Source organism: Tateyamaria sp. GN1-10 (assembly GCF_055693845.1).
On record NZ_JBVFUR010000003.1, the window covers coordinates 213,774 to 226,378 of the forward strand.

General features: G+C 57.4%; 11 protein-coding genes. 6 read left to right on the top strand and 5 right to left on the bottom strand.

Annotated features, from left to right (window positions below; all coding sequences use genetic code 11):
- Positions 1 to 6 precede the first annotated feature (6 nt).
- Positions 7 to 1,179, bottom strand: coding sequence for an ROK family transcriptional regulator (locus ACZ1HN_RS01655; protein ID WP_472726208.1), 1,173 nt, complete (start codon positions 1,177 to 1,179; stop codon positions 7 to 9).
- A gap of 121 nt (positions 1,180 to 1,300) precedes the next feature.
- On the opposite strand from ACZ1HN_RS01655, the gene ACZ1HN_RS01660 reads away from it, so the two are divergent.
- The 6 genes from ACZ1HN_RS01660 to ACZ1HN_RS01685 all read left to right on the top strand — a co-directional run bounded on the left by ACZ1HN_RS01660 (position 1,301) and on the right by ACZ1HN_RS01685 (position 7,863).
- The gene (locus ACZ1HN_RS01660) at positions 1,301 to 2,554 is read left to right on the top strand and encodes an extracellular solute-binding protein (protein ID WP_472726209.1); all 1,254 of its coding nucleotides are present in this window, start codon (positions 1,301 to 1,303) and stop codon (positions 2,552 to 2,554) included.
- 72 nt (positions 2,555 to 2,626) lie between these two features.
- On the top strand, positions 2,627 to 3,520 hold the full coding sequence (locus ACZ1HN_RS01665; RefSeq protein ID WP_472726210.1) for a carbohydrate ABC transporter permease: 894 nt from the start codon (positions 2,627 to 2,629) through the stop codon (positions 3,518 to 3,520).
- 2 nt (positions 3,521 to 3,522) lie between these two features.
- A complete protein-coding gene (locus tag ACZ1HN_RS01670; protein ID WP_472726211.1) occupies positions 3,523 to 4,395 on the top strand; it encodes a carbohydrate ABC transporter permease in 873 nt (290 codons plus the stop codon).
- A 4-nt stretch (positions 4,396 to 4,399) separates the two neighbouring features.
- A complete protein-coding gene (gene argH / locus ACZ1HN_RS01675) occupies positions 4,400 to 5,914 on the top strand; it encodes an argininosuccinate lyase (protein WP_472726212.1) in 1,515 nt (504 codons plus the stop codon).
- Between the two features lie 3 nt (positions 5,915 to 5,917).
- Positions 5,918 to 6,976, top strand: coding sequence for an ABC transporter ATP-binding protein (locus ACZ1HN_RS01680; protein ID WP_472726213.1), 1,059 nt, complete (start codon positions 5,918 to 5,920; stop codon positions 6,974 to 6,976).
- Positions 6,973 to 7,863 carry a carbohydrate kinase family protein gene (locus ACZ1HN_RS01685; protein WP_472726214.1) on the top strand — a complete coding sequence of 297 codons (891 nt, stop codon included), beginning with the start codon at positions 6,973 to 6,975 and terminating at the stop codon, positions 7,861 to 7,863. The genes ACZ1HN_RS01680 and ACZ1HN_RS01685 overlap by 4 nt, the downstream gene beginning before the upstream one ends.
- A 115-nt stretch (positions 7,864 to 7,978) precedes the next feature.
- Here ACZ1HN_RS01685 and ACZ1HN_RS01690 read toward each other — a convergent pair whose 3' ends face one another.
- From ACZ1HN_RS01690 to ACZ1HN_RS01705, 4 genes are all read right to left on the bottom strand, one after another.
- Positions 7,979 to 9,271, bottom strand: a complete 1,293-nt coding sequence (locus tag ACZ1HN_RS01690; protein WP_472726215.1) for an arylsulfotransferase family protein — start codon at positions 9,269 to 9,271, stop codon at positions 7,979 to 7,981.
- Position 9,272: 1 nt separating this feature from the next.
- Positions 9,273 to 10,757 (bottom strand): sulfotransferase, encoded by a 1,485-nt coding sequence (locus tag ACZ1HN_RS01695; protein ID WP_472726216.1) that lies wholly within the window; start codon positions 10,755 to 10,757, stop codon positions 9,273 to 9,275.
- Positions 10,754 to 11,008, bottom strand: a complete 255-nt coding sequence (locus ACZ1HN_RS01700) for a hypothetical protein (protein ID WP_472726217.1) — start codon at positions 11,006 to 11,008, stop codon at positions 10,754 to 10,756. The genes ACZ1HN_RS01695 and ACZ1HN_RS01700 overlap by 4 nt, the downstream gene beginning before the upstream one ends.
- A gap of 290 nt (positions 11,009 to 11,298) precedes the next feature.
- Complete coding sequence (locus tag ACZ1HN_RS01705; protein WP_472726218.1) at positions 11,299 to 12,489, bottom strand: DUF4185 domain-containing protein; 1,191 nt, start codon at positions 12,487 to 12,489, stop codon at positions 11,299 to 11,301.
- Positions 12,490 to 12,605: the final 116 nt, after the last annotated feature.

Below are 12,605 nucleotides of genomic sequence, written 5' to 3' on the forward strand. Positions count from 1 at the left end.
CCTTTCTCAAAGGGCGGTCGTCTGCGTCGTGAAGGCGCGGTTGAGGATCAAGGCGGCGGCGCCAAAGGTCGCTGTCATGCGCCCGGACGTGCCGCATTGCAGGCGGGGCAGGGTCGCATCTGGCCGGTTAGATACGGACAGCTGGGGCAGGGGTGTTTCCTGCGCAAGATGGTCCAGGATCGACGCCGGCATTGCTCCACCAAGGATCACAGTTTGCGGATCGAACAAGTTTTCGATCACGCCCAAAGCCTGCCCAAGTGCGTCGCATGCCGTTCCAAGCCAGTGCATCAAGTCAGGGTCTGCTGCATTGCACAGCTGGTCCAGCGCGTCGATGTCGAGGGGCCCATGCGCGGCCAAGGCGGATTGGGCGGAAACACGGCTGACCATCTGCTCCAACGGCTTCAATCCGCGCTCGGTCATGACTGGTAAGTGGCCAATCTCTCCGGCGTTGCCAAAGGCGCCTTCGACCAACTGCCCATGGTGTACGAAGCCTAGGCCAAGGCCCGCGCCAAAATAGAGAAAGGCGTAATCTGTCAGGCCTTGTGCTGCGCCGAACCGTTCGGCCATCGCGGCGGCATTGGCGTCGTTTGAGACAATAACAGCCCGTTCGAGGGCCTCGCCAAACAGCGCGGGCACATCAATCGTTTGCCAGCCCGGAAGGTCGGATGCCTGACCGGACAGGCCAGTTGCGCCAAAAGGGCCGGGCATCACGATCCCGGCGCCCAGCAAACGGTCGGGTTTGACACCGCATTCGGATAGCATCTGGTCGCGGACGCGCAGAACGTCACTCACGATCTTGTCCGGTGCGAGATCGGTTAGCACCTGTCGTCTGGTCGCCCGGGGCTGGCCGCCCAGATCGACGAGTGAGGTCAACAGGACATCGGGTCGGATCTCGACCCCCAGTGCGAAGCCGCCTTCCGGGTTCACGGCGTATTGGACCGCTGGCAGGCCGCGCCCTGCGCTGTGTGCGCCGCGCTCAACCAGCAGTCCCTCGGCTTCGAGGTCTGCGATGATGTTGCTAACGGCTTGGGTGGACAGACCAAGTGATCGCGCAATGGCGGCCCGGCCCATTTGGCCCGCACTGTTGATCTGGCCAAGCACGGCCTTTCTGTTTCGCAGTCGTGACCGGTCGGGGTTGGCGCCGGGACTTGAATCGAACAGGAGATCGGAACTGGTCATGGCACGGCTTTAACTCAACCAGTTTAATAACTCAACTTACTTGAATATTAAACTTGCTTGGCTTAGTCCTGAGAGGAATCGGCGACGGACAAACGGCGCCATCCAATAGGAGAGGTTGTTCATGACACGTTATCTGAAAGGTATGGCTTTGGCCGGGATGACCAGCGCGATGGCATTGCTTGGCTCCGCTGCGTCAGCGGTTGAGATTGAGTACTGGCAGTATTTCTTTGATGCCCGCGTGGCAGCGATGGAACAGCTGATCGAGAAATTCGAGGCTGCCAATCCAGACATCACCGTCACGATGACCCACTTTCCCTATGCCGACTACCGCACCAAGGTCGCTGCTGCGATCCCTGCCGGCGAAGGCCCGGATGTGGTGCAATTGTTCTATGGCTGGCTGAATGACTATGTCGCCGCCGAATTGATCCAGCCCTTGCCAGCTGACACCTTCCCCACGGCGCAGATCGACGAGCAGTTCTTTCCTATGGTTCAGGCCATGAAGGAAGGTGACCAATACTGGGCCTTGCCGACGGCCGTGCGGTCGCTGGCTCTGTTCTACAATGAACGGTTGCTGGATGATGCCGGTGTTGAGCCACCCACGAACTTCGATGAACTGATGGCGGCAGCCAAGGCGATGACCAAACGCGATGGCGCGGGAAATATCACCCAGGTTGGTATTACGGCTGGCATGACAGCGCAGGACCACCATTGGTGGCGCGAAGGCCTGATCCGCCAATTCGGTGGGGAGCCGTATTTGGATGATTACCAGACGGTCAACTACAACACCGAAGCTGGGCGAGAGGCACTGGAATTCTATACGAGCCTGTTTACTGGCGATGATGCCGTATCTGCTATTGGGTTCATGGATGAACCGCAGGCTGCCTTCAAAGCGGGCCGTGCGGGTTTCCATATCGACGGATCGTTCCGCATCGGATCGCTGGACAAGACACGCGGTTTGAAATGGGGCGTGACAGAGCTTCCCGCTACAGCGGACGGCGTGCAGTCCAACTATTCTTCGTATTGGGTGAACGCGATCACGACCAAGGCGGAAGGCGAGAAGTACGACGCTGCGGTGAAATTCATGGAATACGTCACCTCGGACGAAGCGATGCAGATCTGGTTGGATGTGGTGGGTGAGCTGCCCGCCAAACCGTCGGTTGGTCTGACCGAGGCCAATGCGAACAACGAGACCTACGGCCCCTTCATCCGCGGTTTGGCCTATGCCAACACCACCAAGTTTGCCAACGAAAGCGGTCAGCGTCAGCTGATGGTCGAGATGGTCGAGCGGATGACCCTTGAAGGGATGAGTGCCGCCGAGAGCCTCGCCATCGCTGCGGAGGCCGAGCAAAAGATACTTGACGACTACTACAAGTAACGACGCTCCCCCCAGCAGATCGCCCGTTTCTGTCTCCTGTGGCGGCCTGCATCCTCATTTTCGGGACATCCGATGCGGCTGTATTCCAACCTCTCGATCAAGCAGAAACAGATCGTCTGGGCGTGGGCATTTCTTGCTCTGCCTGTTCTTTTTTATGGGATCATCCGGTTTTATCCGACCGGCACGGCCTTCGTCATTTCCTTTCAGGAGTGGAACCTGCTCGGGGACCGTACCTGGATCGGGTGGGTGAATTATGTCGAGCTTCTGAATGATCCTGTTTTCTGGAAGGTCTTTGTCAACACTTTCGAATACCTGCTGATCGGCACGCCGCTGTCGTTGGTGGTGAGCTTTGTCATTGCCTACCACCTCGACAAACTGCGCTTCATGCACGGTTTTCTGCGGATGCTGTATTTCCTGCCCTTCATGACATCGGCCGTGGCTATGGCCTGGGTCTGGCGCTGGTTTTATCAGGACGTACCTATTGGTTTGTTCAACAACCTGCTGGCCTCTGTCGGCATCCGGCAGATCGCTTTCCTGAACTCCACCACCAATGCGCTGCCCGCAGTTCTGGCGCCGGCAGTTTGGGCCGGTCTGGGGTTCCAGGTGATTATCTTCATGGCCGGTCTGCGTGCGATTCCGCAAAGCTATTACGAGGCGGCAAAGATAGATGGTGTTGGTTGGTGGACCGTCCTGACGCAGATCACGATCCCGCTGTTGCGTCCCACTATCGTGTTCATCGTCGTCTTTTCGTCCATCGGGTTCCTGCGCATCTTCGATCATGTGTTCAACATGACCACGAACAACCCGGGCGGGCCGTTGAATTCGACCAAGCCGCTGGTTCTGATGATCTATGACACCGCGTTCAACGGTTTCAACATGGGTTATGCGGCGGCGCAAACCGTCGTGCTGTTCCTGATCCTTCTGCTCGTGTCGTTGGCGCAGCTTTGGCTTTTGCGGAGCGACTGAGCATGACCGCAACCGACATCCGCGCCTCCTCCGCCACGCTGGACCGCTCCGCGGTCACCAAGCCGCGCAATATGGGGCAGATCATTCGCTGGTTGCTGCTGTTTATCGGCGGGGTGCTAATGGTGATGCCCATCGCCTACATGATCTCGACCTCTCTGAAATGGCCGCATGAAGTCTATAACGTCAATCTGATCCCCAAAGAGCCGACGCTTGAGAACTACACCTTCGTCCTCGAGGATGGACGGTTCTATTGGTGGTTCATCAATTCGATCATCATTGCGACGATCACAACCATCTCGAACCTGCTGTTTGACAGTCTGGTTGGCTACACGCTTTGCAAGTTCCGGTTCCCCGGTCGCCAGATTGTCTTCATCGCGATCCTGTCCACGCTGATGATCCCCACCGAGATGCTGGTGATCCCGTGGTACCTCATGAGCCAGAGTCTGGGCTGGCTGGACAGCTACTGGGGCATCATGTTTCCTGGTCTGATGACAGCCTTCGGCACTTTCCTGATGAAGCAGTTCTTTGAAAGCGTGCCGGATGACTTTATCGAAGCGGCCCGCATCGATGGGCTGAACGAGTTGCAGATTTGGTGGACGGTTGCCATGCCACTTGTCAAACCGGCATTGGCCGCCCTTGCGATCTTTGTATTTCTTGGCAACTGGACAGCGTTCCTCTGGCCTCTGATCGTTACGAACTCGGTCGAGATGTATACGATCCCCGTGGGCCTGTCTGGCTTTGGGGACGAGGCGGACGTGGCGTGGGAGTTGATCATGACGGGTGCGGCCATCTCGACCATTCCAACGCTTGTTGTCTTCCTTGTCTTCCAGCGCTTCATCATCCGTGGGGTGGTGATGGCGGGGCTGAAAGGGTGATGACATGCCAGACACCGACCAGAGGTCCGAGACGATGACCGACCAGACCACTTTCCCAGACCCGACCTACCGCGACACGGTGTTGGAGCCATTGTTCGAAGGCGTCAAAACTCACTTCGCCCATGGCATGGCGCAGATCAACCGCGCCCATCTGGTGATGTTGGCCGAAACTGGCATCCTTGGATCAGCGGACACACGTGCGCTGGCGCGCGCGTTGCAAGACATCGAAGATGAGACCGATATCGCGGCGCTGACCTACACGGGTGAGCACGAAGACTACTTTTTTGTTGTTGAGGCGGCTTTGCGTGCGAAGCTCGGCGATTTGGGCGGCGCACTGCACACCGCGCGCTCCCGCAACGACATGGATCACACGGTGTTCAAGCTGGAGTTGCGGGTGCGCGTGCAGGGCATATTGAAGCTGCTCGCAGACCTCACACAAGCATTTTTGGAGAAGGCCGAGCTGGAGAAGGAGACGTTAATCGTTGCCTACACCCATGGCCAACCCGCGCAACCGACGACATTCGGCCACTACCTGTCGGCCGTGATCGAGGTGTTGCTGCGCGATATGGAGCGGCTGGATGCGGCAGCTGATGGCCTTGAGCATTGCCCAATGGGAGCCGCCGCGATTACCACCAGTGGTTTTCCTATCGATCGGGGCAGGGTGGCGGAACTTCTGGGGTTCGAAGGGCCGCTTCTGAATGCTTATGGTTGCATCGCTTCTGTCGATTATGTGACCGGCCTGTACTCCGCGCTGAAACTGCCCTTCGTCCATTTGGGGCGCGTGGTGCAGGATATGGGTGTCTGGGCGTCGTTCGAAGTTGGGCAGCTATACGTGCCAAATGCCCTTGTGCAGATTTCGTCCATCATGCCACAAAAGCGAAATCCGGTTCCCATCGAGCATATGCGACACCTTGCAAGTGTCACCGCGGGGCGCTGTGACATGGTGGTGAACACAATGCACAACACCCCCTTTACAGACATGAATGATAGCGAGGGCGAGGTGCAGCAGGCGGGGTTTGCCGCGTTTGACAGCGGCGGACGAATGCTGCGCCTGCTTGGAGCATTCCTGCCTGCCTGCAAAATCAATGATGTCAACGTGGCCCGGAACACCGAAGCGGCGTGTATCACCATCACCGAACTGGCCGACACGTTGGTGCGAGACGAAGGACTGACATTTCGCCAGGCCCATGAGGTTGCCGCAGAAACCGCCCGTGCAGTGATTGCATCAGGCGAGCCCCTTGGTCGCGGGTTTCTGGCCTTCGCAGAGGCTTTCGAGGCCGAGACTGGCAGAAACACAGCACTGTCAGAGGAGCGGTTCGCAACTGTCACTTCGGCTGAACACTTTGTTGCTGTCCGCGATCGCCCCGGTGGTCCTGCGCCTGCGGCTCTGGAAGCTGCGTTTTCTATCTATCATGCAAACCTGCATCGTCTGATCGAACGCGCTACGGTCCGCGCAGACCGCCATGTTGCTGCATGCGCCATGCTTGACCACAGCTTTGCTGTCCTCCAGGAGACCTGATCCATGGCCAATCTGTCCCTGCGCGCGCTTACCAAGGCCTATGCCCAGACCGAAGTTCTGCACGGCATCAACCTTGATGTGGCGGATGGTGAATTCGTGGTCTTTGTCGGTCCCTCGGGCTGCGGCAAGTCCACCACTCTACGCATGATCGCGGGGTTGGAGGAGGTCACTTCCGGTGAGGTTGTGATCGGTGACCGTGTCGTGAACCACCTTGAACCCAAAGAGCGCGACATCGCGATGGTTTTTCAGAACTACGCGATCTATCCGCATATGTCGGTGAAGAAGAACATCGCCTTTGGTTTGCGGTCCTCACGCATGGCCAGACCTGACAAGGAGGCGCGGATTGCCGAAGTGGCGGGTATCCTTGATATGACCCACTTGTTGGATCGCAAGCCTGCACAACTTTCAGGCGGACAACGCCAGCGGGTTGCTATCGGCAGAGCCATGGTGCGTGATCCTGCGGTGTTCCTCTTTGACGAACCGTTGTCCAATCTGGATGCGCAGCTGCGCACTCAGATGCGGCTGGAGATCAAGAAGCTGCACCAGCGGGTCGGCAACACGATCATTTTCGTCACCCATGATCAGGTCGAGGCAATGACCATGGCGGACCGGATCGTGATCATGAAAGACGGTCACATCCAGCAGGTCGGCACACCCTCCGAAGTATACCATTCCCCTGCCAACACCTTTGTTGCGCAGTTCATTGGCGCGCCTTCGATGAACATGCTGCCCGGCACGTTAAACGGTGGGAGCGTTCGGCTCGCGTCCGGACAATCCGTGGGCACCGCCCATACCAGCACAACAAGCCGTCCCATCCTTTTAGGAGTCCGCCCGGATGATCTGACATTGCAGGGAACTGGACAGACAGTTGTTACCGGACATGTTGCGGTGCGAGAGCCACTTGGTGCTGAAACGTTGATATATGTGACGACCGACACGGGCGAAGTGATTGCCAAGGCCGACGGTCGCAGCCCGCCCGAAGTGGGCGCCCGTGTCACGCTGTCGGCGGATCCCGCCAACGTACATGTCTTTGACGCCGACAGTGGGGCGGTTGTGACGTGACGGGCGGGACACTTCCCAGCATCCTTTGCGCGGGGCGGCTTTATTGCGACCTGATCTTTACCGATCTGCCACATTTGCCGCATCTTGGCGAAGAAGTGTTTGCCTCGGGCCTCAGTCTGCACGCGGGCGGCGGCGCTTTCATTACAGCGGCTGCAATTCAGGCGTTGGGAGGTCGCGCAGGGCTATGTGCTACTATGCCGGGCACACCTTTTACAGACACCGTTCTGCGGGACATTTCGGTGGCTGGGATCGATGCCACCCTTTGTGTTACTGCGCCTGCCGGGCAATCACCACAGATTACGGTTGCGTCCGTGCTCGGCAACGACCGCGCCTTCCTGACGCATGCAAGCGGACTGGCGTTACCTGATACCCAGTGGCCCCGAGATTGGTGCCATCTGCATATCGGAGAACTGCGGACACTGGTCGAGCATCCCGATCTTGTCGAGCGTGCGCGTGCGCGTCAAATGACGGTATCGCTTGATTGTGGTTGGGATGACGCCTTGGTCCATCAGGGTGCTGATATGGCGCGCCTTATCTCCGAGGTTGACCTGTTCTTGCCCAATGCGTCTGAACACGCTGCCCTCGTAGACAGTGGCCTTCCTGCCAATGCGGCGCCCCTTACCGTCGTGAAAGATGGGGCGCGGGGTGCGCGCGCCGAGAGTGAGGGCGATGTGCATCATTGCCCGGCCCTGCCGGTCAAGGTGGTTGATACAACTGGTGCAGGTGATGCTTTCAATGGCGGTTTTCTGGTCGCGTGGTTGTCCGGTGTTGGGGTGCCCCGGGCATTGTCTACCGGTGTTCGCTGCGGTGCTGCGGCAGTTGGACAGGTGGGTGGCACCGGTGGGTTGAGCGATCTCCACCGCATTCCAATCGAAGCCGCGGAGTAACATGTATGTCCTTTAAATTCGGTACGGCACAGACCTTGTGATCTTTGCAACCAGAAGCCAGGCCCGGTTTTCGAGCCTTACAAACTCAAAGCCCGCCGCTTCGCGACCACAGGCGCTAACGTGAAGCGACCACATTGTTGCAAGATGGAATGCCGCCGGTGAAGAAGGATTCAGAGACATGGCGCGCTTCGGTCACGATGAGGTTGCTTTCGGCATCCCACACCATGTCATGAGTCCAGACGACATCTCCTGATGATGATACTTCCAGAAGACGCCCATGTTCAGCTTCGGTCAGCAACAGGTTTCCGTTCGGAAGCGTTTGGTGCTTACCGCGCCGCCATGTATAGAATGGCTCGGCTTCCGTCCCTTCGAAGTCAACTGAGATGCTGTTGTCACGGGGGTCTATCCGGAGAATGCGAGAGCGCATCGCGCCTGTGGCATTGTCGAAAACAGTGATCGTGCCATCAGGTTCGAAGTCCGGGTCGTGTTGTTTGAACCAGGGTCCGTGCTGCCACCATTTCAGCACCCCTGTTTGCGGATCGACCACTGCAACAAGGTTTGGTTCACGCAGGCTGAACATCAGATCGCCAGCTTCGAACATGGGAAATACATCGGCCAGCTCTGGGCGCAACATCTCGACATCGTTGGGATGAAACGGGTCATCAAGATAGGTGATTTGCTCAGCTGCATCACCCGGCATACGCACGCGAATGTCAAAGATGCCACGCTGATCGCCGCCCTTTGCTGCGATGATGTCATTGCGCAGATTCAGCGAAAAGGTCTTTTCGCCTGTTTCCTCATCCAAGCGCACCATGTCTTCACCGTACCACGTCCAGATGCCCCCGGCACCGTCACGGGTGATGGAATGGTGAAAGCCACCGCGCGCACTCCACATGGTTTGCCCGCATTGGTCGACACGCGCGATGGCATTGCCCACGTCGAAGGTCACGACGAGAGAGCCATCCTCGAACACCTCCATCCCGTGAAGCATGACGTTTTGGGGCGGCGTCTCAGGATCAAAGTTTTCGTAGTTTATCGGCCAACGGTGAATCTCATCACCATTTTCATCCATCATGCGGACAGCAAAAGCTGATGTGTCCTGATCATCGCTGAGCCCTGCAATCAGGACGTAACCCGGCGCGCGCTCTGTCCCGGGTCGACGCTCGTAGCCACGATCAAGGGTAGCCGCACCCTGATCGTTTGGGGCGACCAGATGACGTGTCGGTTCAAGCCCGATATCGTTGCGCCAATTGCGCGACACGTCCAGATACGTGCGATGTGCTTCACCGATCTGCGGGGCAGGAAACCAACCCCACCAAGACGAGACAATGCCATACACCATGGCAATCAAAGCAAGCGAGACGATGAAAAAACCTCGGGCAAAGCTGTCAGATGATGGCAATTTCATTTCATGACCTTTCCAGTCGGCGAAAGCGTGCGGCCAATTGCCTGGCTGCACAGTTCCGCATGTAGAATGTCGGCGCGTTGCAGCAGGCTGGGTGACGCACCAGAGAGAGAGGGGCAACTCGGGGTGCGCGCAAGATGTCGGCCACGGCCGAGATGCTGTCTTGATCGTCGAGCTCGATTGCCGCAGCGAGTTCGGGCAAAAGCAAGTTGGGTTCGGTGCAAAGTGCATCGTGATCGACAAAAACTGTACGCGGCCCCGCTGTGGAGAGCACATGTTGATATGCGTCAATCCAGTACCGCAACCAGAAGTCTACTTGTTCTGGGGTTGGTAAACCTGTTCGCAGGGTGCTGAACTCTATTGGGCGCAGTGCCGCGCCAAATTCGAAATGCCCAATCCCTTCCATGTATCGGCGTGCGAAGGGTTCGCGGGCGTGCAAATCGGCAAAGCGCAGGTGCTGCCTTAGAAGTGACCTGACTTGTGCGCGTGGATTGCGGATTGGAACCACGATCGACGCGTCTGGAAAGAGGCGTTCGAGAAGGGCCAAACGTGCGATGTTCGCGTTGTTTTTTGAGATGTAGCGCGTGGCGCCGGGCTTCGTTGCAACAATCTTGGCCATGTGGGTGCGAAAGAAGGCTTCAAACTCTGGCTTTTTATCTTCCGCTGTCCAGGGTGTGATGTGATTGTTGGCGAAATGTTCGGGCCAAAAGGCCATCCAGAGCATTTCCTCAAACGCTTCGGGGCTGTCCAAACCTACTTCGATGCCGTCCCCGTGCGCCCGCTCGCTTTTGTCCCCAGCCTTACGAAACTTGCGAGAAAACCGGCCCCATAGGAGGGGGGACAGAGTGAACGGCATGTGTTGGTAGGTGGCCGAAGCAAAGTGCGGAAGACTGGCAAGACCTTCGAGCATAATCGTCGTACCGGCACGCGGCAGAGATGTTATGAAGACAGGTTTTTTGGATGTTTCCGTACGAATGCGCCGACCGTAAAGCTTGGTTTCCAAAGCACCCAATCGGATTTGCCTCTCGGGCGATGCAAAGGCGAAGTCGTGCAGCGCCTTGTCGAGCGGGCTGTACGGTACTTCGGCAGGTGCGTTGGCTTCAGGGGTTGTTTTTTGCAGTTTTTCCAGCGCGATCCAGAGCGCGATGGCGGCCGCAGTAGAGCCAAGGATAAAAGGCCAGCCGAGCGCTACCGCAATTGCATGGTCGACAGTATAGAAGCCAAATGCCGCGCCGCCCCATACGATGAATGCTGACGCGCCTAGTGATGCAGCACCTATGGCAGTGATCCAGAAGAACCCACCCAACAGCTTGATGGATGCACGCTGTACCTGTGCCTCTTTGTCCTCATCGGCGATGTCGCTGTTCATCATGACCGACAACGCTTGCTGGGTTGTGTCTATGATGCCACCAGCGACCCGTTGCGCATCAAGAATCCGCAGGACAGCGATAAATGCGAAAAGGCCCAGAACAAGGGCGGCGACGCTCAACTTTCATTCTCACGGGGGGTCTGGATATCTGCCTTGGCTTTCCGCGCGCGCAGCATTCTTTTGACCGGGTACCAGACGAATCCGACGATAGCGAGCACGAGCGCAGCCAAGAGTGCAATCATCGTGCCAATGGCGGTAAGACCAGCACCCGGCCCAACATAGGCCTGTGCAGTGGCGGGCATCACAACCAATGCGATGATCAGTAATGTGGGTGAGTGGGTCACACCCGAAACCCATGTGTCGCGCTTCATAACGAAATCCTCACTTAACACGACCAAATGCGACCGGGACAATCAGACAGGTCGACATGATCGCTTTTGCTCTTTTCGCAACACAGTTGTGAGTTGCCGATGCAGCAGCAAGGTATGGGGCGGAAAGCGGCGAAAGCCTGCCAGATCACTCAATCCAGACGGAGCATTTTCGCCCGTTTGAGCGTTCCAAGGCGGTCGAGTGTGAAACGCCGCCTTTGATCAAGTAGATTTGACTGTTCCGGGTTTGGAGGTACCGGCGTCGCCTGAATAGGAGTCGCTATGGTCGCTGGCTATTCGCGAGCCGTTTCCAGTTCGATCTCGGGTTCACTTGCTTCGACCGCCGCCATGTCTACGCCCAGAGCTTCGATTTTGCCCTTCATCAGGAAGACGTTGTAGACAGGCTTCCAGCGCGACATGGTGAAATAGACCGCGTCGTCGATTTCCAGTCCCGGTACGATATAAGGAGCGTAGAGACCTGGATATTCATCGGCATGCGCGACGATTTGGGGCGCGCTCCATGGGCCGGTCATTGTTGGTGCGCTGCGCAGAATGACCGCTTTTTCGACAGGCTCAAGATACATCATCAGCCAGGATTGGTGCACGTTGCTCCATGCGACGGACAATTCGCCTGCAGGTGCTGGAACCACCGCTTTGGCGTTATGAATGTTGGTGGACCATCCCTGGCCGTCCCAATACATATACGCTCTTGGGTCAAATACGTCCTGTGGGGTAACACGGCCAAGCCGTACACCTCCGAACCGCCCCTGCGGAATACCAAAAACGTAGATTATCCCGTCGTGTTCGACATAGGCCACTTGCTCAAAGCCCGTGCCTGCAGGCCACATCGCGGTTTCCGATCTTGTCCAGTTCTGACCGTCGTCATCGGAATAGGCGAGGCCGGAACGGCGGACATACCATTTGTCATCAGCGCCCCACATGCGCACAGACATGTAGTGAAGGACCATCCGTTCCCCAAGCGAGATGCCGTTTGTTGGAATGACGGTCCATTCCAAGCCGGGTATTTTCGCCGAGCGGATGATTTCCTTGGCCGCTCCTGTCGCACTTTCGATCATGGAAGAGATCGAAAAGCCGTTGGCCGGGTCAGGATCGGCGATGCGTGCTATGGTATTGCTGCGCCAATCGCCGCCATCTGGTCCGTACGTGTCACCGAACACCATGTAGAGTTCGCCCTTGTGGGTAAACATGTGGCCCAGGTCTGTGCCATGCACGTTCCAGCGCGTGTCTGTGGCGTTTTGGGATCCGGACCCCGTCAGCTGGTTCACGATTTCGGTTTCCATGATGCGCAGTGCGCCTGGGATCGATGTTTCCAGCATATCGCTCTGTTGTCCAAAGTCCGACAAGGCCATCACATCCACAGTGTCAGTACTTTCTACATCAGCAATTGCCATAGGCAACTGACCAGAACAGGAGAAGATGAAAGCTGAAAGCGATACACCAAACAGGGCTGAGGATATGCGCATATAAGAGTACCTTCTATGGCCGGAACACGGTTGTAGTCGGAACGTCTCGGGCACTGCATGAGAATCAGTAAAGAACCCGTCGCACATACGTGCGTTGCGCCTGTCAACAGATCAAG